The sequence below is a fragment of the Arthrobacter sp. YAF17 genome (assembly GCF_052113365.1).
Taxonomy (GTDB): domain Bacteria; phylum Actinomycetota; class Actinomycetes; order Actinomycetales; family Micrococcaceae; genus Arthrobacter.
The window spans coordinates 506031-532046 of the sequence record NZ_JBFRDB010000001.1 but is presented as its reverse complement, the minus strand read 5'-3'; the positions used below and the strand labels follow the sequence as shown (position 1 = coordinate 532046).

The following is a 26016-nucleotide window of genomic DNA, read 5'->3' as shown; positions in this document are numbered from 1 at the left end:
CGGCCGCTCTGCTGCCCATCTGATCCCCGTTTCGGACGGCCCGTTTCGGCCGCAACGCGGCGCAGCAGGCTCCTGCCGGTTTTACCAGAGGAGAAAATCCACCATGGCACGCACCGCCTCCCTGTCCGGATTCCCCGAGTGGCTTCCCGAGGAACGGCTGGTGGAGCTGCATGTGCTGGACACGCTGCGCCGGGTCTTCGAACTCCATGGCTTTTCCTCGATCGAGACCCGTGCCGTGGAAACCGTCGGGCAGCTGCTGCGCAAGGGCGAGATCGACAAAGAGGTCTACGGGCTGAGCCGGCTGCAGGACGAGGAGAGCGAGGAAGCCAAGTCACACAAGGGCGATCCGCACGCCCTGGCCCTGCACTTCGACCTGACCGTGCCGTTCGCCCGGTACGTCGTCGAAAACGCCGGCTACCTCGCGTTCCCGTTCCGCCGCTACCAGATCCAGAAGGTCTGGCGCGGCGAACGTCCGCAGGAAGGCCGTGCCCGCGAGTTCACCCAGGCGGACATCGACATTGTGGGCGACGGCGAACTCCCGTTCCGCTACGACGTCGAGATTGCCCTGGTCATTGCCGAGGCCCTGAGCGCCCTGCCAATCCCGGACTTCCTGCTCCGGATCAACAACCGCAAACTGGCGGAGGGCTTCTACAACGGCATCGGACTCACCGATACCGCCGGGGTGCTGCGCAGCATCGACAAACTGGAGAAGATCGGCCCGGCCAAGGTGGCGGAACTGCTCAAATCCGAGCTCGGCGCCACCGACGAGCAGGCCCATTCCGCCCTCAACCTGGCCTCGATCCGCACTGAGGACACCTCCTTCGTGGCGCAGGTCCGCGCGCTCGGGGTCAGCAACGAACTGCTGGAAGAGGGCCTGGCCGAGCTGGAGCAGGTCATCGCCGCTGCCGTCCAACGGGCGCCCGGTAAGGTGGTCGCGGACCTCAGCATCGCCCGCGGCCTGGACTACTACACCGGCACCGTGGTGGAAACCCTCCTGGTGGGCCATGAGCAGCTCGGCTCGATCTGCTCCGGCGGACGCTACGACGCCCTCGCCAGCAAGGGCAACCGCAAGTTCCCCGGCGTCGGCCTCTCCATCGGCGTGACTCGACTGGTTTCCCGGATCCTCAGCCAGGACCTCGCCAAGGCAACACGATCCGTGCCGACGGCCGTGCTGGTGGCACTGAACAGCGATGACAGCTGGGGCGCGGCGCAGGACGTCGCCGCGGAACTCCGCGGCCGGGGGATCGCCACCGAGGTCGCGGCTAAGGCCGAAAAGTTCGGCAAGCAGATCAAATTCGCCGACCGCCGCGGCATCCCCTTCGTCTGGTTCACCGACGACGACGGCAAGCACCAGGTCAAGGACATCCGCACCGGCGAACAGCTCGACGCCGATCCAGCTACCTGGGCTCCGGCCGCGGACGACCTGCACGTCCGCGTGCTGAAGGCCTAAGCGGCCCGAATGCAGCACCTGAACGCCGTCTAAGTGGCGGCGTTCCGGCGCCGCAGCCGCAGCACCACGAAGCGGCCGGCCATGCCCACGGCCAGCACTGCCGCCATGCCCAGCACCGAGGCGGGCGGCAGTGTCACGGCCAGGAGCAGGCAGCCGAGGAACCCCAGGACGTTAAGCCAGCGCGGCGCATGCCATGGGCGCGCTGGCAGGGTGAAGGCTGCGGCGTTCGTCACCGAGTAGTAGACCAGCACACCGAAGCTGGAAAAGCCCACGACGGTCAGCACGCTGGTGGTCAGCAGCAGCACTGTGACGGCGGCCGCGACGGTCAGTTCGGCGAGGACAGGAACGGTGTGCGCGCCGCCCACCCGAGCGAGCGGGGACGGCAGGTCCCGCTCCCGCGCCATCGCCATGGCGGTCCGGCCCACCCCCGTGATGAGTGCCAGCAGCGCGCCAAGGCACGCGGCCGCCGCACCCGCCTGGACGAACGGGGCGCCGGCGCTCAGCTGCGAGCTGGCCACGGCGTCGAGCAGCGGCGCCGTTGAGCCGGCAAGCTGCTGAGGCGGCAGGTGCCACTGCAGCAGGAGCGCCAGCCCGAGGTAGATCACGAACGCCGCGGCCAGCGCCGCGAAGATGGCGCGCGGAATGGTGCGGGCGGGGTCCTTGACCTCTTCGCCGAGCGTCGCGATCCGGGCATAGCCGGCGAAGGCAAAAAACATCAGCCCCGCGGCGGGGAGCACACCCCAGCCGCCCGCCCCGGCGGCCGTGCCGGGGCCGCCGTCGGAGGCGGCATGCGGACCAAGAATCATGGCGGCCGCCACGAAGGCCAGGGTCGCGAGCACCACGCCGAGCAGGATCCGGGTCAGCAACGCCGTCCTGGTGATCCCCAGCAGGTTCACTCCTGTCAGGACCACGACGGCGGCCACCGCCAGCGGCGTCGCGAATTCCGGCGCCACATAGTGGCCGAACGTCAGGGCCATGGCCGCGCAGGAAGCCGTCTTGCCGGTCACGAAACCCCAGCCCGCGATAAAGCCGGGCCACTCGCCCAGCCGGATCCGCCCGTAGACGTACGTGCCGCCGCTGGACGGGTATCTGGCCGCCAGCTGGGCGGAGGCCACCGCGTTGCAGTACGCGATCACACCGGCGACCGCCACGGCAACGGCCAGCAGGGGACCGGCCAGTGCAGCCGCCGGTGCGAAGACCACAAAGACGCCGGCGCCCAGCATGGAGCCGAGCCCGATCGCGGTCGAATTTAGAACGCCCAGCCGGCGCTGCAGCCGCTGCTGGCGGTGCTGGTCCGGGGGCGGCTGGCTCTGGTGGCGGCTTGCCATGGCGGGAGGGGCCCTTCCAACGGGTAAACTCGTACGGGATCGTTCCTGTAGCGATCCTATTGAACATGAGTTTTGATTTCCCTCTGTCTTCTTCAGAAAGGCGTGCTGTGCTGCGCACACATGACCTCGGATCCCTTCGTTCCGAGCACATTGGACAAACCGTAACCCTCGCCGGCTGGGTCGGCCGGCGTCGTGACCACGGTGGTGTCGCCTTCGTTGACCTGCGCGACGCTTCGGGCGTGTCCCAGGTGGTCGTCCGTGAAGAAGAGGTCTTCCACGGCCTGCGCAACGAGTTCGTGCTGCAGATCGTGGGCACCGTTTCCCGGCGCCCCGAGGGCAACGAGAACCCCGCGCTGGCCACCGGCGAGATCGAGGTCATGGCCGAAAAGGTCACCATCCTCAACACGTCCGATGCGCTGCCGTTCCAGATTGATGAGCACGTCGAGGTCGGCGAGGAAGCCCGCCTCAAGCACCGCTACCTGGACCTGCGCCGCCCCGGCCCCGCCCGCAACCTGCGCCTGCGCTCCGAGGCCAACCGCGTGGCCCGCGAGCTGCTCCACCAGGACGGCTACGTCGAGATCGAAACCCCGACGCTGACCCGGTCGACGCCGGAAGGCGCCCGCGACTTCGTGGTTCCCGCACGCCTGGCGCCGGGCTCCTGGTACGCGCTGCCGCAGTCCCCGCAGCTGTTCAAGCAGCTCCTGCAGGTGGGCGGCTTCGAGAAGTACTACCAGATCGCCCGCTGCTACCGCGACGAGGACTTCCGCGCGGACCGCCAGCCGGAATTCACCCAGCTCGACATCGAAGCCAGCTTCGTCGAGCAGGACGACATCATCAGTCTCGGCGAAAACATCGTCAAGGCGCTGTGGAAGCTGATCGACGTCGAAATCCCGACGCCGATTCAGCGCATCACCTACCACGACGCCATGGCCCGCTACGGCTCGGACAAGCCGGACCTGCGTTTCGGCCAGGAGCTCACCGAGCTGACCGAGTTCTTCAAGGACACCAACTTTGGCGTCTTCAAGGCGCCTTACGTCGGCGCCGTCGTTATGCCGGGCGGCGCCTCCCAGGCCCGCCGCGCCCTCGACGCGTGGCAGGAATGGGCCAAGCAGCGCGGCGCCAAGGGCCTGGCGTACGTCCTGTACAAGGAAGACGGCGAGCTCGCCGGCCCCGTCGCCAAGAACCTCACCGACACCGAGCGTGCAGGCCTCGCCGACGCCGTCGGCGCCAAGCCCGGCGACTGCATCTTCTTCGCCGCCGGCGAGAAGACCCCGTCCCGCGCCCTCCTTGGTGCTGCCCGCGTGGAAATCGGCCACCGCACCGGCCTGATCAACCCCGCCGACTGGGCCTTCTGCTGGGTGGTGGACGCACCGATGTTCGAACCCGCCGCAGCCGCAGTGGCCTCCGGTGACGTCGCCGTCGGCGCAGGCAAGTGGACCGCCGTGCACCACGCGTTCACCTCGCCCAAGCCCGAGTTCATGGACAGCTTCGACCAGGATCCCGAGTCGGCCCTGTCTTACGCCTACGACATCGTCTGCAACGGCAACGAGATCGGCGGCGGCTCGATCCGTATCCACGAGCGCGACGTGCAGGAACGGGTCTTCGAACTCATGGGCCTGGACAAGGCGGACGCCCAGACCAAGTTCGGCTTCCTGCTTGAAGGCTTCAAGTTCGGCGCACCGCCCCACGGCGGCATCGCGTTCGGCTGGGACCGCGTGGTTGCGCTGCTGGCGGGCGTCGAGTCCATCCGCGACGTCATCGCGTTCCCGAAGTCCGGCGGCGGGTTCGACCCGCTGACCCAGGCCCCGGCACCGATCACGGCGCAGCAGCGCAAGGAAGCCGGCGTGGACTTCAAGCCGGAAGCCAAGAAGGCTGCGCCGCCGGCGGACGACGCCAAGTAGCCTGAATCGATGATCAGCAAAGGCTCTCCGGGAAACCGGGGGGCCTTTGCTGTGGCAGAAACTGCTGTCTCCAAAGTATTGGAAGACGGTGAGGACGGAGGGGGTTGCATGGCACCGGAACCGATGCCCGGGATTGAAGGGCTGATGGACGCCGCGTGGCCTGCCGCGGAGCGGGAGGAGTCCGGCGGCTGGGTGCTCCGGGCTGCCTCCGGCGTGACCCAGCGGGCCAACTCCGTCTGGCCCCGCGAACCCGGTGGCGACATCCACGGGCAGCTCGCCACGCTCCGGGAGGCACGCCTCTGGTACCGGAACCGCCGGCTGCCGTTGATCTTTCAGGTCTTCGATAATCCGCGTTACGCACCGCTCAACGCCGTCCTGGACGCTGAGGGGTTTACCCGGCAGTCCGAGACCCTGGTGTTGGTCCGCGACGGCGGGACAGATGCCCCGGCCGATCCCGGCGTAGAGATTTCCACGGAACCATCCGCGGAGTGGCTGCGGCTGTGGTGGAGCGTGGACGGACGCGGCGACGAGACTGCCCTCGCCGTCGCCCGCGGGATCCTTGAACGCTGCCCCTCGCTGTACGCCCTCGTGCGGGACGACGGCGGCCGGCCCGCCGCCGTCGGACGCCTTGCGGTTCCGTCCGGCGCTGCCGGCGGCACGGGCGGGCTGTACTGCATGGCGACGCGCCCGGACGCCCGGCGGCACGGCAATGCCTCCCGCATCCTGCAGGCGCTGCTGCGCGAAGGTGACGCCCGGGGCCTCGGCAGTTACTGGCTGCTGGTGATGGCCTCCAATGCCGGAGCCCGCGAACTCTATGCCCGCGCTGGGTTCCGCGCGGCGGCCCGGTACCTCTACCGGCAGGAACGGCTCAAGCGCCACCTGACCGGCTGCTGACTTCCCGTCCGCTACGCCCACCGGCTGCCGCCAGCACCCTGGCCGGGAGAGGCTTTACTTTGGTTGTCGATTATCGATAGAATTTAGTTGTTCATCGACAAGGGAGCCCATTGGGAAAGTCAACAGTCCTCGCACTCCGCGCAGTCCTCGCGATGGGGCTCGCCGGCTCGCTGTTCGTGCAGGTGTGGATGGTGCCGCTACTGTCCATCGATTTGGAGGAGTCCGGTGCTCCCAGCGGGCCGCGCACCGCTCTCTTGGTGATCGTGGTCCTGGGCATCGTGAGCGTTCAGGTCACCTTGGGGTGTGTGTGGCGTCTGCTGACGATGGTGCGCCGAGGAACTGTGTTCTCCCACGCCGCTTTCCGGTTCGTGGACGTCATCTTCGGAGCCATCGTGGCCGCATCGCTGCTGATGTTCGGCATCGCCGTCATCCTTGCGCCGGGCGAGACCGCTCCCGGCGTCGTCCTCTTGATCTGCGGGGCGTCCCTGATGATCGCCGGGACGGCACTGATCGTGCGGGTGCTGCGGATCCTGCTGGCTCAGGCGGTCGCTCGTGAGGCTGAAGCGGCATTCTTGCGGACTGAACTGGACGAGGTGATTTGATGCCGATCGTCGTCGACATCGACTTACTGCTTGCCAAGCGCAAGATGTCCGTCGGAGCGCTTGCGGACCGCGTCGGCATCACGCCCACGAACCTGGCCGTGCTCAAGAACGGCCGCGCCAAGGCTATTCGCTTCACGACGCTCGAAGCGCTGTGCGCAGTACTCGACTGCCAGCCTGGAGAACTGCTGCGCTGGGAACCCGAGGCTTCGACGGCCGTGACGTCGGCCGGCGACGGCCGTGAACGCCCACTCCTGCCTGGAGGGGCCGAGCCGTGACCGGCAGGGCTAAGTGCCCGCGGCCGGCCGGTGTGCGAGGAGAACGGCCTGGGGCGTGTTTTCCTGGGAACGTGGTGGGCGTGTCATCCGGGCGGTCACGCTGAAGCCGGCGTCCGCCAGGAGTTCGGCGATGGTCTCCGGTGTGAACAGCTGGGACTCCAGCGACACGTCGAGCCCGTAGGCGCGTGAGAGATGCCGGTGGCCCTCACCGACCTGGAAGCTGAGCAGTGCATGGCCCCCGGGCGCCAGGACGCGGAAGAACTCGGCGAACACCCGGGGGAGTTCCTCGGGCGGCGAATGGATGATCGAATACCAGGCGAAGACCCCGGCCAGCTGCCTGTCCGGGAACGGAAGCTCGGACAGCCCGGCGGCTGCAAAGCAGAGCTCAGGATAGTTCCTGCGGGCCACGGAGATCATCCCGGGGGACACATCAATCCCTGACACGTCCACACCCAGTGACGCCAGCAACCGGGTCATGCGGCCCGTCCCACACCCGGCATCGACCACTGATTGGGCGTTCCCCTCGGTCACGTGGGCGACGAACGCGCTGATCATGCCATGGTCCGCCGGTGCTTCGAAGCTGGCATCCGGCAGCAGTCGGGCGTAACTTTCCGCAACGGCGTCGTACGTTGACCGGACACTGTCGAGGTGATCATCAGCAATCATTCGGACAGGCTACCGGGCACCCTTGTCAGTCCCGTGCGGACGCGCTGACCGCAGCGGCCAGCGGCCCGGCCAGCCAATCCTCGGCTTCCTGCTGCGAACGCAACCGTACAACTGTGAGGTGCGGGTGCTTCTGGAGGAGGGCGGGCACGGCCTCGTGGTAGTTCCGCCGGGACCTGATGGCCCAGCGCACAATGTGTTCAGGATCGGTGACGACCGTCCACAGTGGCGCTTCGCGGTTGCCGTTCCACAGCTCTTCCAGGCTCCGGCGGCGGCGGACGGTGCGCCGGACGAGGCGGGGAAGCGTGACGCGCACAAAGGGCAGGTCGAGCCAGACCAGCACCTCTGCGTTCTCGGCGAGCAGCGGCCGCGCGGCGTCGTACTGCCACTCCGTGGTCCACGAGCCGGTGCTGATCAGCGAGCAAACGTCGGCGAGAAACTCCGGTCGTGGAGTCCATGCCGGTCCGTGGAAGAGCGCGTCGATCTCTGTGTGCGGGCCACCCGTGATGGCAGCGATTCGCCGGGCGAGCGTTGTCTTGCCAACACCCGATACCCCTGCCACCAGCACGCGCTTCGGGGCTAAGGGCAGCGGGACGCTATGAGAATGCATGGGTAGAGCTTAGGCCGACGGGTTAGGGAAACACCGCCACGTGCATCTTGGGGTGCGGCCCCGGTTGGCGTTCCACGACGCATGCCGGGGCGCATGCGAGGATGATCCGATGTTGTATGCCAACGAACAGCGTGTACTCGACGCGGCGAGCGAGTTAGCGGGCCGGATCGGTGATTCGCCCAACCACACGGTCGCCGCAGCCGCCATGGACACGGAAGGGCGGATCTTCACCGGCACGAACGTCTACCACTTCACTGGGGGACCGTGCGCCGAACTTGTGGTTCTCGGGGCAGCTGCGACGGCCGGTGCCGGGCCGCTGACAACAATGGTCGCAGTAGGCAACGACATCAGAGGCGTCATTGCCCCCTGCGGACGCTGCCGCCAGATCCTCCTGGATCTGCACCCGGACTGCTTCGTCATCGTGCCCACGGCGGAAGGGCCGGACTGCAGACCCGTCCATGAGCTGTTGCCTTTCGCTTATCGCTACCCGGGGGTGGCCGAACGAATTGTCCGGTTCAACAGCGCGTACTTTGACCGAGTCCGGTCTGGTCAGAAGACTGCTACCACCAGATACCGGGATCCGGTGGAAATCGGACCCGCCCTCTTCGTCTTCGAAGATGACGATGGATACCGCCGTCTCCACGGCGTGATTGACGACGTCGAGGAACTCCGCTTTGACGAATTGACGCCGGAACACGCGGAACTGGAAGGAGCATCTTCGCTGGAAGCTCTGCGTACGGGACTGAGGCACCATTACCCCGGCCTGGCCGACGACGCACTCATCAGTGTTGTCCGATTCCATCTTCAGGAGCCTCAATGGTCACGTCCCGCCGATTCCGGATCGATATAGTTGCGGCATGCCCGAGCTGATCGAACCTACCGGACGGCTGCACGCTGCCTGGCTTTCGGCTCGTGCGGAGTGGGGTCCCGGCGCCCATGAGGACGGTTTCGGGCTGTTGCCGACGGACGACGTCGACTCGCCCGCAGGGTTCGTGGCCTGGGTGGAGCGGCTGGCAGGGGAGTCCGAGCGCTGCACGTACCGCTGGATTGTTGAGGACGATCAGGTGCTCGGCGGGATCGCGCTGCGCCACGAGGGACACGATTCTGTGCCGCGGGCCGGACACATCGGCTACGGAATACGGCCGTCCGCCCGCCGGCGCGGACTGGCAACCTGGGCCCTCGGCCGCATGCTCTGCGAGGCACGGGCACTCGGCATGGAGCGCTTGCTGGCGGTCTGCGAAACTGAAAACGCCGCCTCAGCGAGAACCATAGAACGCCATGGCGGCATCCTCGAGGATGACGCCCGGAACGGCGCTGTGCTGCGCTACTGGATCAGGACCGGCGAGTCTCGCACCTGAGTCTGCGATTGCCTCCAGCAGCCGCCCCAGTCGCGGTTTCGCCGATGCGGACCTGGAAAGAATTCCCGGCAAGCTCGACGGGTGAGTCTGAACCGACTCGAGCCACTCTGGGAAGAATTTGAACGCTGGCGAGGCGAAGTGTGTGGCCCGTAGCAAGCGTCGTCGCCGGCTGGTAGGCCAATGAGATTCAGGATCTCAGGCTTCCCAGGGCCGGTTCCCACCCTTCGGGAGTCGGCCGGTGGCGTGTTTCGCTGCCGCGCCGCTGGTTTCGTGAAAACTGTCAGAGGTGGCCACTAGTTTGGGGGTATGGAAAGCACGGACTGGAGTGCGGAAGGCAGGGAGGCCCTCGCGGCTGTCGCGGCGTTGACTGCGGCGCTAAATCCCGTCACCGCGGCCGGCGCTGATCAGACTGGTCCGTCCGGCTCCGGCGCTGATCATGTTAGGTCCGGTGCCGATCCGTTGTGGGACGATCCGTTGCGGGATCTGGCGGATGCTTGTTTGGATGGGCTGGCCGAGTTGGCTCGGTGGGATGCTCGTTCGGCGGCTTTGAAGGCGCGGCTGGCCGCGGAGTACTTGCGGGCAGCCACGGTATTGGCGCCGCCCGCGGCGTCCCCGCAGGAGGCGACCGCCTGGGAGATGGCTTTGGTGGCCGAGGTCGCGTGTGTGCTGACCGTGAGCGAACGGTCGGCCTCCGCCCTCCTGTCCGACTCGCAAGCGCTTACGACAGCGCTGCCGCTCACGCTTGAGGCTTTGCAGGCCGGGACGATCTCCTGGCAGCACGCCCGGATCATGGTCGACGAAACCAGCAGCCTGGACCCGGCCGGGGCGGCCGCGCTCGAGGCGCACTTCCTGGACCCCGGCGCACCCAACCCCGCGCGGGGGTGCCCGGCGGGGGAGCTGGTGCCGGGACGGTTCCGGGCCAAGGCGCGCACGTGGCGGGAACGCCACCACCCAGTCAGCATCGAAAAGCGCCACACCAGGTGTGCGGCGGACCGGCGGGTCGAGTTCGTCCCGGACCGCGACGGCATGGCCTGGATCAACGCCTATCTTCCGGCAGACACCGCGGCGGGAATATGGGAGGGGACCACCGCCGCGGCCCGCGCCCTGCAGGGCCCGGACGAGGACCGTACCCTGACCCAACTCCGCGCCGACATCGCCGCGACCTTGCTCCTCACCGGCAACGGTTCCGCAGAGAGCAGTACCTCCGCGGCCGGCGGTGTTCCGTCGCCGCGGGCGCAGGTCCTGGTCACCGTCCCGGTGATGTCCCTGCTCGGCGCCAGCGATGAGCCGGCGATGCTGGACGGGTACGGGCCGATCCCGCCGTCCATGGCCCGCCGCCTGATCGCCGACGGGGTCGAGTCCTTCCACCGGGTCCTGACCGACCCCCGGGACGGTGCGCCGCTGGAAATCGGGCGGACCAGCTACCGTCTGACGAAGGCCCAGCGTCAGTGGCTCCGGCTCCGCGACGGGAAATGCCCGTTCCCGGGCTGCAGCAACCCCTCCCTGGACAACGAGGCGGACCATCTCCTGGCCTGGGCAGACGGAGGCACCACCGGGATCGCCAACCTGGGACAGCCGTGCCCCAAGCACCATCGCCTCAAACACGGCTCTGCGTGGACACCTGCCGGGGCCACTAAGGACAGCCCGCCGGGCTGGATTTCACCATCGGGTCGGCACTACCGCAGCGAACACCAGGACTGGGAACCACCCTGCTGGCCGGACCAGTTTCCTGCGACGGATATGGATACCGACAGCGACACGCTCCTGGCACAGTGCGCCCGCGAGGACCGGGAACCTGATTCCGATTCCGGGTTGCCCCCGGATCCCTTACCGGACTGGCACCTATTCACGGCCGGGCACCGATGGGCCGCCGCAGAGATAGACGACCTGGGCTGGCCAGAGCCCATCTGGGACCCGTATCCGGAATACCTCCTGATCCAAAACGCCTGAATCACTCGTTGCGTGCCCATTCAGAGTTCGTTCGAACAGGACGCGCACCGGCTTGGCCCCGGGAGGGCGCTAGGCATGACATCTGGCGCGCTGGGGGCGACTACGTGACCAGTCAGCCCGCGTCGACGCTCGGGGGAGCGGTTCGTTGTTCCTCGTCGTCGCCAGCGGACGTGGCGGACGCGCCCGTCGTGGTTCGGCTCAGGGTCTCAATGTAATCAAGAGTCTTCGGACTGACATGCCGCACGGCCGCCAGTTCCTCCCGGAGAGCGCCTCTCGTGGCGTCTTCACCGAGCATGGCCCGGAGGTCCATTACCGTTTCGATGCCCTGACGCTCGAACACGTGGGTAATGTCCTCGACCTGGGCGAGGCGGCCAGGCGACGGCCAGTTGATGACATCCGAGAGCTTCCCCGTGTCGAGGCGGCGGCGGAATCCGCTGGTCGTGGCCGCATCCGGCCAGGCCTCAATCAGGGCGACAACGCGAGGCAGGACGGTCTCGTGATAGTTCTGCCGTCGCTGCAAGGTCGCATCGACAATTATGGCCCCGACGTGGTCCCAGCCACGGCGGATTTTGGTCGAGGCGTCTATGCCCTGTGGATCCGTTAACGCCGGAAGGTTGGCATCATCATTCTCGATAGTCATAAGTGAATCCTTCCATGCGCCGGCTGTGAGGGCGGGCGGTCAGTCGTCAGATCCCTTGTCCCCGGCGGGTCGTAACACGGGAGGGCATCCATCGGGAGGGCATCCAGCTGTCGGGATTCATCGAGGCCGCCGCAGTCGGCGCCTATGAGCCATTGGTGCTGCATCCACAGGGTTCCGCTTGCTTCCGGGTTCGGGAACGTGGGATCAATCCCTGCCCCCCGCAGCCGCTCCTACACAGGCGGATCCGTCACCAGGATCCGCACCGCGCACAGGTCCGCCGCGGCCTTCTTCAGCACTGCCGCGCGAGGATCCGGCACGTCCAGGAACGCCAGCCTCGGCCGTGCGGCGTACTGCTTCAGCACCGGTTCGGCGAGGACCTGCTCGGCAAGGGTCCGGTCGCCGCCCGGAGCCAGGTACTCGATCCGGTGCTCCGCGAAAATCCGCGCGGCATGCTCCGCCACCGCCTCCACCAGCGCATCGGCCTGGTTGGCCCGCCGCCGGGCAAAGCGCTGCTGCGACCAGCCGCCGGCAGCCGTCCGGGACTGGACATGCCGCGTGCCGGTCTTGGAGGCGAGCACGACGCCGCCGCTCACCACCGCGACCGAGTAACCGCCCCGGCGGACCAATACGGCCCCGATGCCCCGCGGCTGGGATGACAGGGAAGCGAGGCGGCCGACTGCGTCGCCGCCGCGCCCGGGACGACCGTCCGCCGGCCACGGCGCCTGCAGCAGGGCAACGGCGCCGTCCGCGGCACTCAGCTGCAGCCCGCCGTCGAGCTCCTGTTCCGCCAGCGTGCCGTGGCTCGCGGCGAAGCGCTCCACCCAACCCGCCAGCCGGGCGCCGGAGACGAACGCCACACGGGACTCTGGGGTTGTCATGGCGCGGGTCTCCGTTGTGAGGTGAGTGTCTGGGCGGGCGGGAACTAGAAGTAGCCTATCTATGTGGATGATCTCTTTGGCGCAGGGCGGGACAGCAGCGCCGCTATCGAGGATGACGGCGACGCCGACGAATCCGGCGACGGCCGCAGAGTCTCCCCGCGCAGCCCCCTCGCCGTCAGGATGCGGCCGCGGACGCTCGACGACGTCGTGGGCCAGCAGCACCTCCTCGGCCAGGGCTCTCCGCTGCGCCAGCTCGCCGCCGGCACGGACGCCACCGGCCCGGCGGGCCCCAGTTCACTGATCCTCTGGGGGCCTCCCGGTACCGGCAAGACCACGCTCGCGCACGTCATTGCCAAGGGGCCCGGCCGGAAGTTCGTCGAGCTCTCCGCCATTACCGCCGGCGTCAAGGATGTCCGCCGCGTCATGGACGAAGCGCTCACAGCCCGGGACCTCTTCAAGACCACCACCGTGCTGTTCCTGGATGAGATCCACCGCTTTAACAAGGCCCAGCAGGACGCCTTGCTGCCCGGCGTCGAGAACCGCTGGGTGGTCCTGGTCGCCGCGACCACCGAAAACCCTTCCTTCTCCGTCGTCTCCCCGCTGCTCTCACGCTCCCTGCTGCTGACCCTCAAGCCGCTCACCGACGCCGACGTCGAGGGCCTGCTGGTGCGGGCCACCACGGACGACCGCGGGCTCGGCGGCAAGGTGGAACTCAGCGACGAGGCCCTGGCGCACCTCGTCCGGCTCTCCGGCGGCGACGCCCGCCGGGCGCTGACCGCGCTCGAGGCGGCGGCCGGCGTCGCGTTCGGTGACGCGGACGACGTCGACGGAACTGATGGAATCGCCAGCGTTGCCGGCGCAGCCGGGTCCGACACGGTGAAGATCGAACTCAGGCACACCGAGCGTGCCCTCGACGTTGCCTCGGTGCGCTACGACCGCGCGGGCGACCAGCACTACGACGTCGCCAGCGCCTTCATCAAGTCCATCAGGGGCTCCGACGTCGACGCCGCCCTGCACTACCTAGCCCGGATGCTCGAGGCGGGGGAGGACCCCAAGTTTGTCGCCCGGCGCATCGTCATATCCGCGGCCGAGGACGTCGGCATGGCCGACCCGACGGCGCTGCAGACCGCCGTCGCCGCCGCCCAGGCCGTGCAGCTCATCGGCATGCCGGAAGGCCGCATCATTCTGGCCGAGGCCGTGGTCCACCTCGCCACCGCACCCAAATCCAACGCCGCGTACCTGGGCATCAACCAGGCGATCGCCGACGTCCGCGCCGGCCTGGGCAACGGCATCCCCGCCCACCTGCGCGACGCCCACTACCCCGGGTCCAAGCAGCTGGGCCACGGGCAGGGCTACAAATACGCCCACGACGCACCCCATTCCGTGGCCACCCAGCAGTACCCGCCGGACGACCTGGTGGGCCGCAACTACTACGAGCCCACCGCCAACGGCGCCGAGCGGGACATTTCCACCCGGCTGGAGCGGCTGCGAAAGATCATCCGCGGCAAGTAGGCGGCGGCCGCAGGAAACTGCCCGTTGACTTCCCGTCGGTGAGGTCTAACGTGGATTTAGATCAGCAAAAACCTGCTGAACGTGCGTGCCTGCACCCGTGCCTCCGTGCGTGGACACGCGGCAGGCTGCACAATCGCCGGCTCTTAGCTTCCAGGACCTCAGGCCAGCGGCCGGCCCGTCAGTTGCCTGGCTCAAGGCCGGGCTACATCGTCCAAGGTTCCTAGGTCGTGTCTTCATGTCCTTGAATTTCGTCACAGCCCTGGCCGTTAAGTCCTTCGATGTACCGGACAAGAAACGGTGCCCGGAGAACGCCGAATTCGATCTCGTCACCGTGAACGACTACTCGGTGGCCCGGCTGATCCTCGGACCAGGTTGGCGGTGGTCCGAGTCGATCAGACCCCTCGAGCAAACCGAGGTGTGCCAGCACCACCATCTCGGATTCTGCATCTCGGGAGTGATGGAGGTGGAATCCACCGAGGGGATGCGCACCACGATCCGTCCCAACGACACCTACGCGATTCCCCCCGGCCATGATGAATGGGTCGTCGGGGCGGCGCCGTTCGTGGCCGTGGAATTCCTGGGGGCCGCATCCTTCGGGCGGCGCAGCAGCCGCGGCGTGCACGCCAGGTTCTGACCGGCCGCCCTGACCGGCCACGGCGTCCAGCATGGTAGGCTTGTTCGTTGTCTGGCAAGGCACAGACGCACAATCCACCTGATTCCAGCATTGCACGCTGTTGCGATGTTCATCTGATGGGTTTGCCCTGTGCCCAGTAGCAAAAGGCAGCGGTTGGCCGATGCTCTCCATCGTGGAGGCCAGTAACACTGACACACCGCAGATATTGGAAGGACACAAGTGGCTAACAACACTCGTGCTCGCCGTACCGCACGCCTCTCGCGCGCACTCGGCATTGCTCTGACCCCCAAGGCCGCCAAGTACATGGAGCGCCGCCCGTACGGCCCCGGTGAGCATGGCCGTGCCCGCAAGAAGCAGGACTCCGACTACGCCGTACGTCTGCGCGAAAAGCAGCGTCTGCGCGCCCAGTACGGCATCCGCGAAGCCCAGATGACCCGTGCCTTCGAAGAAGCACGCCGCACCAAGGGCCTGACCGGTGAAAACCTGATCGAACTGCTCGAAATGCGTCTCGACGCCCTCGTGCTGCGTGCAGGCTTCGCCCGCACCATCGCCCAGGCCCGCCAGCTGGTAGTCCACCGCCACATCCTGGTTGACGGCATCCGCGTTGACCGCCCGTCTTTCCGCGTCTCCGAGGGCCAGCTGGTCCATGTTCACAGCCGCAGCGAGACCATGCCCCCGTTCCAGGTTGCAGCAGCCGGCGCTCACCGCGACGTCCTGCCGATGGTTCCGGCATACCTGGACGTCAAGCTTGACGCCCTGCAGGCACGCCTGGTCCGTCGCCCCAAGCGCTCTGAGGTCCCCGTGACCTGCGAAGAGCAGCTCGTCGTGGAATTCTACGCACGCTAGATCCAGCGCGACACCTTACAAAGAAGCCCGTGGCAAGCGCCACGGGCTTCTTTGTATGTAAGGTACTTGGGGGAGTTCTGCGGTTGCCGGTTGTGTCAGCCGGAGACGCCCGCAGGTACACGATGCAACAAGGAGATGAACGACTATGACTGGTGGCGATATTGCCGGCCTGATCGCGGCCGGAGTGTTTGCACTGCTGGTCCTGCTGCTAGCCGTGCCGATCCTGAAGCTCGGGGGAGTGTTCGACGAAGTGCGGACCTCCATCCGTTCGATCAGCGACGGCGCCACCCCCCTGATGGACGAAGTCACCGCCACCGTCTCCACCACCAATGAGCAGCTGAAGAAGGTCGACGGGATCGCCAACAACGTCTCCGACGCGTCCGCCAACATCTCGGCGCTGTCCTCGCTCATGGCCGCCACCGTCGGCTCGCCGCTGATCAAGGTCGCGTCCTTCAGCTACGGTGTGCGCTCGGCCTTCACCGCCCGCAAAAAGCCCGCCACCGGCCGCCGCAGCCGCTAAGCCCAGCTGGAGAACCTGACATGAACAGAATCATCTGGATGGGAATCGGCGTCGCCATCGGCGTCATCGCGTTCCGCAAAATCACCGAAGCGCAGTCCAACCTGGGCCCCGAGGGCCTCAACCGGGCCGTAGGCAGGCTCGCCGACGGACTGTACGACTTCGCCGACGCCGTCCGCGAGGGCATGAACGAACGCGAGACAGAACTCCGCAGTGCCCTGGGGATTGACGCCGGCCTGGAGAAGGCCGTCAGCAAGAGCACCGCCGGCAAGGATGCAGTCCGGCGCTAGCCGGGAGAGAATGAGAAAAACGGCGGCACCCGCAACGGGGGCCGCCCGCACGGCCGCAGGCCGCGACCAGACCGTTCCGCGGACTACGCACGTGAACGCCGAACGCAGTGAACAAAAAACACAGTGAACATAAACACAGTGAACTTAAAACACAGTGAATATTGAAGGGTAAGTAATCAGCTCATGAAGTCGCAGGAGATCACTAAGCGCTGGATCGACTTTTTTGTCAGCAAGGGCCACACGGCGGTTCCTTCCGCCTCCCTGGTCTCCAGCGACCCTTCCCTGCTGTTCACAGTGGCCGGCATGGTCCCGTTCATCCCTTACCTGACCGCCCGGGAAGAAGCACCCTACAAGCGCGCCACCAGCGTGCAGAAGTGCATCCGGACCGGCGACATCGAGGAAGTCGGCAAGACGGCCCGCCACGGCACCTTCTTCCAGATGTGCGGCAACTTCTCCTTCGGAGACTACTTCAAAGAAGACGCCATCAAGTTCGCTTGGGAACTGCTCACCACAAGCGTTGACGACGGCGGCTACGGCCTGCCGCCCGAGCTCCTCTGGGTCACCGTCTACGAAGAGGACGACGAGGCCGAGCAGCTCTGGCTCAAGAACACCGGCATGCCGGCCGAGCGCATCCAGCGGATGGGCAAGGCGGACAACTACTGGTCCACCGGCCAGCCCGGCCCGGCCGGCCCGTGCTCCGAGATCTACTACGACCGCGGCCCGTCCTACGGCGTCGAGGGCGGACCGATCGCCGACGAGAACCGGTACGTCGAAATCTGGAACCTCGTGTTTATGCAGTACCAGATCGACAACGTGCGCTCCAAGGTGGACTTCGACATCACCGGCGAACTGCCCAAGAAGAACATCGACACCGGTCTCGGCATGGAGCGCCTCGCGATGATCCTCCAGGACGTCGAGAACATGTACGAAACGGACCAGGTCCGCCCCGTCATCGACCGGGCCGCAGCACTGTCCGGCCGGGAATACACCTCCGCCGAGTCCGCCGCGGACCCGCACCACACGGACGACGTCCGGATGCGCGTCGTCGCCGACCACATCCGCTCCTCCCTCATGCTGATCGCCGACGGCGTCACCCCCTCCAACGAAGGCCGCGGCTACGTGCTGCGCCGCCTGATCCGCCGCGCCGTGCGCTCCATGCGCCTGCTCGGCGTCGAAAATGCCTGCCTGCCGGAGCTGCTGCCCGCCTCCCGCGACGCCATGAAGGGCGTCTACCCGATCGTGGAGACGGACTTCGACCGGATCAGCCGGATCGCCTACGCCGAGGAGAAGGCGTTCCTGCGCACCATCGCCTCCGGCACCGCCCGGCTCGAAGACGCCGTCAAGGAATCCCAGGCCGCCGGCCAGCCGCTCTCCGGCGCCGACGCCTTCGCCCTGCACGACACCTACGGCTTCCCGATCGACCTCACCCTCGAAATGGCAGAAGAAGCCGGGCTCAAGGTCGACGAGCCGGAGTTCCGCAAGCTCATGCTGGAACAGCGCCAGCGCGCCCAGGCCGACGCCAAGGGCAAGAAGGGCTCCCACGCGGACCTCAGCGCCTTCCAGGAACTGCTCTCCGCCGGCGAAACGGTCTTCACCGGCTACACCGAACTCAACGGCGAATCCAAGGTCCGCGGCATCCTCGCCGGCGGACGCAAGGTCTCGCAGGCCTCCACGGGCGAAGAAATCGAGCTCGTCCTGGCCGAGACGCCGTTCTACGCCGAAGCCGGCGGCCAGGCCGCCGACACCGGGCTGATCACCGGCGACGGCTTCGTCGTCGAGGTCCTCGACGTGCAGCGCCCCATAAAGGGCCTGAGCGTGCACAAGGCAATCGTCCGCGAGGGCGAAATCGGTGCCGACTCCCTCGTCCAGGCGGCCGTGGACCGCGAACGCCGGCATGCCGCCGAACAGGCCCACACCGGTACGCACATCGTGCATGCGGCCCTGCACCAGATCCTCGGCCCGGAAGCGTTGCAGCGTGGTTCCTTCAACAAGGCCGGCTACCTGCGTTTCGACTTCGCCTGGGGTGAAGGCCTGAGCCCGGCCACGCGCTCGGAGATCGAGGAAGTATCCAACATCGCCATCCGCAACAACTACCGGGTGGAGACGAAGGTCATGGGCCTCGCCGAGGCCAAGGCCCTCGGCGCCATGGCGCTCTTCGGCGAAAACTACGGCAACGAGGTGCGCGTCGTCGAGATCGACGGCGCCTGGTCCCGTGAGCTCTGCGGCGGCACCCACGTCGAAAACACCTCGCTGATCGGCAGCCTGTCCCTGCTCGGTGAACAGTCAGTCGGTTCGGGAAACCGCCGCGTCGAGGCCTTCGTCGGCATGGACGCCTTCCGGCACCTCGCGGCCGAACGCGCCCTCGTCACCGAACTCACCGAAATGCTGAAGGTTCCCTCCGGTCTCCTCACGGACCGCATTGCCACCACCCTGGCCAAGCTCAAGACCGCCGAAAAGGAACTGGAGCGCCTGCGCAAGGAGCAGCTCACGGCGGCAGCCGCGCAGCTCGTGGGCACCGCGAAGGATGCCGCCGGAGTCAAGGTCATCGCGCACGACGCCGGCCAGGTCAGTGGAGCTGACGACCTGCGCGGCCTGGCCCTGGACCTCCGGACCCGCCTCGGCTCCGAGCCGGCCGCCGTTGCGGTCGCCGGTGTCAGCAACGACCGCCCGGTCATCCTGATCGCCACCAACGAGGCCGCGCGCGCCGCAGGCGTCAAGGCCGGCGCCCTGGTGCGTCTCGCCGCCGGGATCCTCGGCGGCGGCGGTGGCGGCAAGGACGACGTCGCCCAGGGTGGCGGCACCGATGCGGCCAAGGTCGGCGCGGCACTCGACGCCGTCGTGGACGCCATTAACAGGCGTTAGCGGACGAGCCATGAACGAAGCTGCTGTGCCCGGCGACTACCCCCAGGGCGTGAAACTCGGGGTAGACGTCGGCACCGTTCGGGTCGGCGTGGCGGTCTGCGACCGTGATGGCATCCTTGCCACGCCCCTGCGCACGCTGGACAGGAACACGAAGAAGAACACCGATGTGCGGATTCTAGCGGCCCTTGCCGTGGAACTCGGCGTCGTGGAAATTTTCGTTGGCCTCCCGCGGACGATGAAGGGCGAGGAACATGCCTCGGCCCGGATGGCTTCGGACTACGCCAAGCTACTGGCGGGTAAACTGGGGGAGAGCGGTTCTGACGTGCCGGTACGGCTGGTGGATGAGCGGCTGAGCACCGTGACTGCCCACCGGAACCTGCACGAAGCTGGCATGAGCAGCCGAAATCACCGTAAGGTTGTTGATCAGGTTGCGGCCGCAGGTATTCTGCAACAAGCGATCGATATGCAAAAGGCCAGGGGGACGGAGGTCGGAAGCCGCGTATACGCGGAGTCCGCGCCGGGGCCGACCGGGGATGGCGCTCAGGCCACTCCGGGACCAGACACGCAATCTGCACAACGCATTCTGCCCAAAATGGAAGGCTACAGTGAGCCCGGTCAATAATGACGACCCCTCCGGTGATGCTTTCGGCGGCGCCGGCCGACCGCTGACGCGCAAGGAGATCAGGGCCCAGGAGAAGTCCCAGGCGACCCAAAGCCAGGACGTTATCCCGCCGCAGGCCTTCGAGACGGGCGAGGACATTCCGGCAACTGCGCCGCGTGCCGCGACCGGGCGGGACACCGCCCCCGAAGCCGCTTCCCGGGCCGAGCCGATCCAGCCCGTGCCGATGCAAGCTGCCGATGCACCGGACGTGCCTGCAGTAGCGCCGACCGTGCACGAAGAGCAAGTGCATGAAGAGCCGTTGCATGAAGAGCCTGTGCATGAAGAGCCGTTGCACGAAGAGTCTGCGCACGAGCCCGTGCATCACGAGCCGGTGCACGAAGAGCCCGTGCACGAAGAGCCCGTGCACGAAGAGCCCTCCTACTACGCGCCGGCCCACGAAGAGCCCGTGCACGTGCACGCCGGCGGGGTTGCCCATGGGGACACCGCCCACTATGAAGCTGACGTCCCGGCCGCCTACGATCACGGCCATGACGCTGAGTTCCACCCCGACCACGCAGAGCACGCCTCCGGCGATGCGCACTATGCCTACGATGCCGCGGACGGCCAGCCTGCCGAAGACCACCACGAAGAAGACGGCCATGTTGTGATGGCCGGAGGTGCCGCCATCCGCACGTCCAAGGGCCCGTCCAAAAAGGTCCGACGCCGGCGCCGGTTCCTGGCGCTGTTGCTGACGTTGTCGGTCTTTGTCATCGCGATCGCCGTCGGTGCGCAGTTCCTGAAACCCCTCCTCGGCGGCGATACGGTCGCCGACTACCCTGGCCCCGGAACGGGCGAGGTCATCATCACCGTGCCTGAGGGCGCGGGGCCGAAGTCCGTGGCCACCCAGCTCCAGGAGAAGAAGGTCGTCGCGAACGCCGACGCCTTCCTCCGGGACTTCCTCGCCGCCGGCGGGGCGCTGGCCCCCGGTGAATTCACCATGCGCAATGAGATGAAGAACTCCGACGCCGTGGCAGTGCTGATGAACAAGGACAAGGGCAAGGTCATGTACTTCGCCCTCAGCGCCGGGCTCAGGATCGGAGAATCGCTCCAGGCCATCTCCGAGGGCTCCGGAGTGCCGGTCGCGGACCTCAAGGCGCTCAACGAGTCGCCCGCCCAGTTTGGCCTGCCGGCCAAGGCCAAGAACCTCGAGGGCTTCCTCGCCCCCGGCGAGTACCGGTTCCCGCTCGGCACCCCGGCCAAGGACGTGGTGCAGAAGCTCGTCACCACCACCCTCGACGAGCTCAAGTCGCAAGGTGTCACGGATCCTGCGAAGCAGTACGACGTCGTCACGGTCGCCAGTATTGTGCAGGCCGAGGGCGGCCAGGCCGAATACGGCGATGTGGCGGGCGCGATCTACAACCGGCTCAAGCCGAACAACACCGAGACGAACGGGCTGATCCAGTCGGACGCCACGGTGACCTACGGGCTGGGCATCAAGAGCTTCCACATTGACGAGGCCCAGAAGGCCGACAAGTCCAACCTGTACAACACCTACGCCAACCAGGGCCTTCCGGTGGGGCCGATCGGCTCGCCGGGCAAAACGGCCATCGACGCGGCCGCAAAGCCCAAGACGAACGAATACCTCTACTGGGTGACCATCAACCTGGACACCAAGGAGACCCTGTTCGCCAAGACGCTGGCGGAGCACAACACGTACGTCGCCAGGTACAACGCCTGGTGCAACGACAACCCCGGACGCTGCGTATGACGCTGCGGGCCGCCGTGCTCGGGCACCCGATCAGCCATTCGAAGTCCCCGGCACTGCACCGGGCCGCCTATGCCCGTCTCGGCCTGCAGCTGGACTACTCGGCGATTGACGTGACAGAGGACGCGCTCCCGGCCTTCATGGCCAGGGTCCGGGAGGACGTCCGGCAGGGGGAGAGCTGGCGCGGGCTGTCGGTCACCATGCCGCTGAAAACCGGCATGGTCCGGGAGCTGGATGAGGTCCGCGGCGTTGCCCGCGCCCTCGGGGTCGTCAACACCGTGGCCTTTGAGCGCCCTGCCCCCGGTGCGGCCGCCGGCGCCACCCGGCTGGTGGGCTACAACACCGACGTCGCCGGAATCGTCAACGCGCTACGCCACGCGGGCGCCGTGTCGGCGCCCACCGCCGTCGTCCTGGGCGGCGGCGGCACCTCAGCCGCTGCCATCGCGGCACTGAAGGAGCTGGGCGCACCCGACGCGGACATCTTCGTCCGCGATGTCAGCCGCGCCGCGGAGGCCCGGGCGGCCGCCGCCGCCGTGGACCTGGCCATCCGGATCCTGCCCCTCGACGGAGCGGCCGCCGCCGTCGCCGCGGCCGACGTCGTCATCTCCACGCTGCCGCCCCGTGCCGCCGATCCGCTGGCCGACGAACTGGTGCGGGCCTTCGCGCTGGGCCCGGGGAAGCAGGCCCGGCCCGGGGTGTTGCTCGATGTCGCCTACGATCCCTGGCCCAGCCGGATCGCCTCGGTCTGGCAGGAAGCCGGCGGCACCGTGGTCCCCGGACTCGAGATGCTCATCTACCAGGCCGTGGAACAGGTCCGCCATTTCACCGGCCTCGGCGAGGCCATGCCGGCCGAAGTCATAGATGTGATGTGTGACGCAGTCGGGGCGCCCCGACGGGTGTTCTAACCGCCTTACATGGCAGGATGGAAATATGTTGCGTTGGTTGACTGCCGGAGAATCCCATGGCCCGGCACTGGTCGGAATTATTGAAGGCGTGCCCGCCGGTGTTGAACTCACCAGCGCCCAGATCGCCGATTCGCTGGCCCGCCGGCGGCTCGGCTACGGCCGCGGCGCCCGGATGAAATTCGAGCAGGACGTCGTCACCATCCTCGGCGGCGTCCGCCACGGCCTGACCCAGGGCGGCCCGGTCGCCATCCAGGTCGGCAACACCGAATGGCCCAAGTGGGAACAGATCATGTCCTCCGATCCCGTGGCCCCGGAAATCCTCGCCGACCAGGCCCGCAATGCCCCGCTGACGCGCCCGCGGCCCGGCCATGCGGACTTCACCGGCATGCAGAAGTACGGCTTTGACGAGGCCCGTCCCGTGCTGGAGCGCGCCAGCGCCCGCGAGACCGCCACCCGGGTGGCGCTCGGCACCGTCGCCTCCGCGTTCCTCAAGCAGCTCGGCATCGAGCTGGTCTCCCACACCGTGTCGATCGCCAGCACCGCCGTCCCGGAAGGCCGGCCGCTGCCGGTCCCGGGCAACGTCCTGGCCCTCGACGCCGACCCCCTGCGCTGCTTCGACCGCGAAACGTCCGACGCCATGGTGGCAGAGGTCGACGCCGCGCATAAGGAGGGCGAAACCCTCGGCGGTGTCGTTGAGGTCCTCGCCTACGGGCTGCCGCCCGGACTGGGCAGCTACGTCCACTGGGACCGCCGCCTCGACTCACGGCTGGCGGCCGCCCTGATGGGCATTCAGGCCATCAAGGGCGTCGAGGTCGGAGACGGCTTCCTCACCGCGTCGCGCCGCGGCTCCGCCGCCCACGACGAAATCGTCAAGGACGCCGACGGCAGGATCATCCGAACCTCCAACCGCGCCGGCGGCATCGAAGGCGGCATGAGCATTGGCGACGTGCTCCGCGTCCGCGCGGCCATGAAGCCCATCGCCACCGTGCCCCGCGCTCTCAAGACCGTCGACGTCAGCACCGGCGAGGCCGCCAAGGCCCACCACCAGCGCTCCGACGTCTGTGCCGTCCCGGCCGCCGGCGTCGTGGCCGAGGCCATGGTGGCCCTCGTCCTGGCCGAGGCAGTCACTGAAAAGTTTGGCGGCGATTCCGTGCAGGAAACCGCCCGCAACATCAAGGGTTACCTGGACAACATTCCGGCCACCCTGGACTCGATCGGCCACTAGTGCCGGCCGACATTCCGGCGGCGGCAGGGACCGCCGCCCGGCCCGTCGCGCTGATCGGGCCCATGGCAGTGGGCAAATCGGCGATCGGACACCAACTGGCCCACCAGCTGGGAGCCTCGTTCGTGGACACCGACGTTGTGGTGGTGGCGAACCACGGATCCATCGCGGAGATCTTCGCGAGCCGCGGCGAGCACGCCTTCCGCGAGCTCGAAGCAAGGGCCGTCGCGCGGTCCATTGAAGATGCGCAGGGCAGCAATACGGTAATCTCGCTGGGCGGCGGCGCTGTGCTGGACTCCGGCACCCAGCAACTGCTGGAACACTGCACGGTGGCTTACCTCGAGTGCGATGCGGACACCGTGGCGGAACGCATCGCCCGGAATTCCGGCCGGCCGCTGCTGGCCGGAGACGCCATGGAACGATGGAAGACGCTGTTCGCCACCCGGCGGCCGGTCTACGAACGGCTGGCCGACGTCGTCCTGGATGTGCGGACCGGAACGGTCCAGGACCTCGCCCGACGGCTAGAAGAAGCGCTGCAAAGGTACGCCGCTGGAACATCAGCGGCAGAAGCCACCCCAGCGCGGACAAAGGAAGTTGAAAAGTGATCACCGAATCAACCGTCATCAAGGTCACCGGGCAGACGCCCGGTGAGAACTACGACGTCGTTGTGGGCCGCGGCCTGCTGGCGAGCCTGCCCGGGCTGCTGGGCGAGCGGGTCAAGCGTGTCCTCGTCATCCATCCCCGCGCGCTGCGCCTCACCGGCGACACCGTCCGGGAAGAACTCGCCGCCGCCGGCTTCACGGCCCTCACGGCCGAGATCCCCGACGCCGAGGAAGGCAAGCACATCGAGGTGGCTTCCTTCTGCTGGCAGGTGCTCGGCCAGAACGACTTCACCCGCTCAGATGCCGTCGTCGCCGTCGGCGGCGGGGCGGTCACCGACCTGGCCGGCTTTGTGGCCGCGACGTGGCTGCGCGGCGTGAAGGTCATCCACATGCCCACCAGCCTGCTCGGCATGGTGGACGCCTCCGTCGGCGGAAAAACCGGCATCAACACCGCCGAAGGCAAGAACCTCGTGGGGGCGTTCCACCCTCCGGCCGGTGTCCTCGTGGACCTCGACACCCTGGACACCCTGCCGAAGAACGAGATGATCTCCGGCATGGCCGAGGTCATCAAGTGCGGCTTCATCGCCGATCCGGCCATCCTCGAGCTAATCGAAAAGGATCCGGCCGCCGTCACCGATCCCCGGTCGGACGCTGTCCGGGAACTCATCGAACGCGCCATCACGGTTAAGGCCAGGGTCGTCTCCGAGGACCTGAAGGAAACCGGGCAGCGGGAGATCCTCAACTACGGCCACACCCTTGGCCACGCGATCGAACTCGCCGAACGCTACTCCTGGCGCCACGGCGCCGCCGTCGCCGTCGGCATGATGTTCGCCGCCGAGCTGGCACGCAGCGTCGGCCGCCTCAGCGACGCCGACGCCGACAGGCACCGTAGCATCCTGGAGAGCCTCGGGCTTCCCATCACCTACCGGCGCGACCGCTGGCAGGCCCTTCTCGACGGCATGCGGCGGGACAAGAAGTCGCGCGGGGACCTGCTGCGCTTCGTTGTGCTCGACGGCGTGGGCCGCCCCGGCATCCTCGACGTCCCGGACACCTCGCTGCTGTTCGCCGCCTACCAGGAGATCGCCTCCTGATGCCCTTCATCTCAGGGACCAGCGATTGGCCGGATGCAGGCTTTCCGGGGATCAAGATCAACCCGGACAGCCTTGTGCCGCAAATCGTCAACGAGGAGACCTGCGCCGCGGCGCTGGCAGCCTCGACCGACCCCGGTGACCTGATCTTCGTACGCCTCGTCGAGGGGCACGCCGCCGAGGCCGCCGAGCTGCTCGCTGAGGCCCGGTACAGCGACCCCTCCTCGCTGCGCCTGCGCATCTTCGAAGCGGACATCCTGCGGGTCTCCCACCGGCTGGACCGGGCGGTGGAACTGTTCCGCCAGCTGCTGGCGGAAACGCACGGCACGCTGGACGAGGCCGCCGTCCGCCAGCACCTCGGCCGGTCCTACTTCGCCAGCGGCAACATTGCCGCCGCCGTCGAATCCTTCGCGAAGGCGCTGGACCTGAGGGTTGCCGGCTCCGCCGACGCTGCCCTCATCTACGCCTCCACCGTGGCGCTGCAGCGCGCCCGGGACGTTCTGGATCTAGCGTCCTGAAACCGGGCCGGCGACGCCTCCGCGGAGGCCCCGCGCCGGGGCGTCCGGCAGTGTTGGCGCAAAACCGGTAGAATGGTTCTTGGATTTTTGATAAATACGCGCTGG

26 protein-coding genes are annotated in these 26016 nt (G+C 67.5%); 21 read left to right on the top strand and 5 right to left on the bottom strand.

Translation table 11 applies throughout. From position 1 onward, the window contains the following. Window positions 1-103 precede the first annotated feature (103 nt). Window positions 104-1450 carry a histidine--tRNA ligase gene (hisS, locus tag AB4Y67_RS02490; RefSeq protein ID WP_441404222.1) on the top strand — a complete coding sequence of 449 codons (1347 nt, stop codon included), beginning with the start codon at window positions 104-106 and terminating at the stop codon, window positions 1448-1450. A gap of 29 nt (window positions 1451-1479) precedes the next feature. Here the strand turns inward: hisS and AB4Y67_RS02485 are convergent, their stop codons facing one another. Next, window positions 1480-2778 carry an APC family permease gene (locus tag AB4Y67_RS02485; protein WP_441404221.1) on the bottom strand — a complete coding sequence of 433 codons (1299 nt, stop codon included), beginning with the start codon at window positions 2776-2778 and terminating at the stop codon, window positions 1480-1482. Between the two features lie 107 nt (window positions 2779-2885). On the opposite strand from AB4Y67_RS02485, the gene aspS reads away from it, so the two are divergent. The 4 genes from aspS (at window position 2886) to AB4Y67_RS02465 (ending at window position 6450) form a co-directional block, all read left to right on the top strand. Next, the gene (gene aspS / locus AB4Y67_RS02480; RefSeq protein WP_441404220.1) at window positions 2886-4679 is read left to right on the top strand and encodes an aspartate--tRNA ligase; all 1794 of its coding nucleotides are present in this window, start codon (window positions 2886-2888) and stop codon (window positions 4677-4679) included. A 108-nt stretch (window positions 4680-4787) separates the two neighbouring features. Further along, window positions 4788-5573 (top strand): GNAT family N-acetyltransferase, encoded by a 786-nt coding sequence (locus AB4Y67_RS02475; protein WP_441404219.1) that lies wholly within the window; start codon window positions 4788-4790, stop codon window positions 5571-5573. A gap of 110 nt (window positions 5574-5683) precedes the next feature. Beyond that, window positions 5684-6175 (top strand): DUF2975 domain-containing protein, encoded by a 492-nt coding sequence (locus tag AB4Y67_RS02470; RefSeq protein ID WP_441404218.1) that lies wholly within the window; start codon window positions 5684-5686, stop codon window positions 6173-6175. After that, window positions 6175-6450, top strand: coding sequence for a helix-turn-helix domain-containing protein (locus AB4Y67_RS02465; protein ID WP_441404217.1), 276 nt, complete (start codon window positions 6175-6177; stop codon window positions 6448-6450). Before AB4Y67_RS02470 ends, AB4Y67_RS02465 begins: the two co-directional genes overlap by 1 nt. A gap of 9 nt (window positions 6451-6459) precedes the next feature. On the opposite strand, the gene AB4Y67_RS02460 is transcribed toward AB4Y67_RS02465, so the two are convergent. After that, window positions 6460-7116 carry a class I SAM-dependent DNA methyltransferase gene (locus AB4Y67_RS02460; RefSeq protein ID WP_441404216.1) on the bottom strand — a complete coding sequence of 219 codons (657 nt, stop codon included), beginning with the start codon at window positions 7114-7116 and terminating at the stop codon, window positions 6460-6462. Between the two features lie 25 nt (window positions 7117-7141). Further along, the gene (locus tag AB4Y67_RS02455) at window positions 7142-7723 is read right to left on the bottom strand and encodes an AAA family ATPase (protein WP_441404215.1); all 582 of its coding nucleotides are present in this window, start codon (window positions 7721-7723) and stop codon (window positions 7142-7144) included. Window positions 7724-7832: 109 nt separating this feature from the next. Between AB4Y67_RS02455 and AB4Y67_RS02450 the strand changes: the two genes are divergently transcribed. The 3 genes from AB4Y67_RS02450 to AB4Y67_RS02440 all read left to right on the top strand — a co-directional run bounded on the left by AB4Y67_RS02450 (window position 7833) and on the right by AB4Y67_RS02440 (window position 11031). Further along, entirely contained in the window at window positions 7833-8573 is a 741-nt protein-coding gene (locus AB4Y67_RS02450; RefSeq protein WP_441404214.1) for an ASCH domain-containing protein, read from the top strand. 7 nt (window positions 8574-8580) lie between these two features. Next, window positions 8581-9081 carry a GNAT family N-acetyltransferase gene (locus tag AB4Y67_RS02445; protein WP_441404213.1) on the top strand — a complete coding sequence of 167 codons (501 nt, stop codon included), beginning with the start codon at window positions 8581-8583 and terminating at the stop codon, window positions 9079-9081. A 306-nt stretch (window positions 9082-9387) separates the two neighbouring features. Continuing rightward, complete coding sequence (locus AB4Y67_RS02440) at window positions 9388-11031, top strand: DUF222 domain-containing protein (protein WP_441404212.1); 1644 nt, start codon at window positions 9388-9390, stop codon at window positions 11029-11031. Between the two features lie 112 nt (window positions 11032-11143). Here AB4Y67_RS02440 and AB4Y67_RS02435 read toward each other — a convergent pair whose 3' ends face one another. Then, window positions 11144-11671 carry a hypothetical protein gene (locus AB4Y67_RS02435; protein ID WP_441404211.1) on the bottom strand — a complete coding sequence of 176 codons (528 nt, stop codon included), beginning with the start codon at window positions 11669-11671 and terminating at the stop codon, window positions 11144-11146. Window positions 11672-11901: 230 nt separating this feature from the next. Next, window positions 11902-12549, bottom strand: a complete 648-nt coding sequence (locus AB4Y67_RS02430; protein WP_441404210.1) for an acVLRF1 family peptidyl-tRNA hydrolase — start codon at window positions 12547-12549, stop codon at window positions 11902-11904. A gap of 63 nt (window positions 12550-12612) precedes the next feature. On the opposite strand from AB4Y67_RS02430, the gene AB4Y67_RS02425 reads away from it, so the two are divergent. The 13 genes from AB4Y67_RS02425 (at window position 12613) to AB4Y67_RS02365 (ending at window position 25911) form a co-directional block, all read left to right on the top strand. Further along, window positions 12613-14061 (top strand): replication-associated recombination protein A, encoded by a 1449-nt coding sequence (locus AB4Y67_RS02425; protein WP_441404209.1) that lies wholly within the window; start codon window positions 12613-12615, stop codon window positions 14059-14061. Window positions 14062-14296: 235 nt separating this feature from the next. Then, complete coding sequence (locus AB4Y67_RS02420) at window positions 14297-14695, top strand: cupin domain-containing protein (protein ID WP_441404208.1); 399 nt, start codon at window positions 14297-14299, stop codon at window positions 14693-14695. A gap of 219 nt (window positions 14696-14914) precedes the next feature. Then, the gene (gene rpsD / locus AB4Y67_RS02415; RefSeq protein ID WP_224046625.1) at window positions 14915-15541 is read left to right on the top strand and encodes a 30S ribosomal protein S4; all 627 of its coding nucleotides are present in this window, start codon (window positions 14915-14917) and stop codon (window positions 15539-15541) included. Between the two features lie 145 nt (window positions 15542-15686). After that, window positions 15687-16061, top strand: coding sequence for a DUF948 domain-containing protein (locus AB4Y67_RS02410; protein ID WP_224046624.1), 375 nt, complete (start codon window positions 15687-15689; stop codon window positions 16059-16061). Between the two features lie 20 nt (window positions 16062-16081). Next, a complete protein-coding gene (locus AB4Y67_RS02405; protein ID WP_441404207.1) occupies window positions 16082-16348 on the top strand; it encodes a DUF6167 family protein in 267 nt (88 codons plus the stop codon). Between the two features lie 183 nt (window positions 16349-16531). Then, window positions 16532-19210, top strand: a complete 2679-nt coding sequence (gene alaS, locus AB4Y67_RS02400) for an alanine--tRNA ligase (RefSeq protein ID WP_441404206.1) — start codon at window positions 16532-16534, stop codon at window positions 19208-19210. Window positions 19211-19220: 10 nt separating this feature from the next. Then, window positions 19221-19832, top strand: a complete 612-nt coding sequence (gene ruvX / locus AB4Y67_RS02395) for a Holliday junction resolvase RuvX (RefSeq protein ID WP_441404205.1) — start codon at window positions 19221-19223, stop codon at window positions 19830-19832. Continuing rightward, the gene (gene mltG / locus AB4Y67_RS02390) at window positions 19816-21579 is read left to right on the top strand and encodes an endolytic transglycosylase MltG (protein ID WP_441404204.1); all 1764 of its coding nucleotides are present in this window, start codon (window positions 19816-19818) and stop codon (window positions 21577-21579) included. Before ruvX ends, mltG begins: the two co-directional genes overlap by 17 nt. After that, entirely contained in the window at window positions 21576-22481 is a 906-nt protein-coding gene (locus AB4Y67_RS02385) for a shikimate dehydrogenase (RefSeq protein ID WP_441404203.1), read from the top strand. The genes mltG and AB4Y67_RS02385 overlap by 4 nt, the downstream gene beginning before the upstream one ends. A 25-nt stretch (window positions 22482-22506) precedes the next feature. Further along, on the top strand, window positions 22507-23706 hold the full coding sequence (gene aroC / locus AB4Y67_RS02380) for a chorismate synthase (protein ID WP_441404202.1): 1200 nt from the start codon (window positions 22507-22509) through the stop codon (window positions 23704-23706). A 62-nt stretch (window positions 23707-23768) separates the two neighbouring features. Continuing rightward, window positions 23769-24308: a shikimate kinase gene (locus tag AB4Y67_RS02375; RefSeq protein WP_441404327.1), complete on the top strand. Its 540-nt coding sequence runs from the start codon at window positions 23769-23771 to the stop codon at window positions 24306-24308. Next, window positions 24305-25396: a 3-dehydroquinate synthase gene (gene aroB, locus AB4Y67_RS02370; RefSeq protein WP_441404201.1), complete on the top strand. Its 1092-nt coding sequence runs from the start codon at window positions 24305-24307 to the stop codon at window positions 25394-25396. Before AB4Y67_RS02375 ends, aroB begins: the two co-directional genes overlap by 4 nt. Continuing rightward, window positions 25396-25911, top strand: coding sequence for a tetratricopeptide repeat protein (locus AB4Y67_RS02365; RefSeq protein ID WP_441404200.1), 516 nt, complete (start codon window positions 25396-25398; stop codon window positions 25909-25911). The genes aroB and AB4Y67_RS02365 overlap by 1 nt, the downstream gene beginning before the upstream one ends. Window positions 25912-26016: the final 105 nt, after the last annotated feature.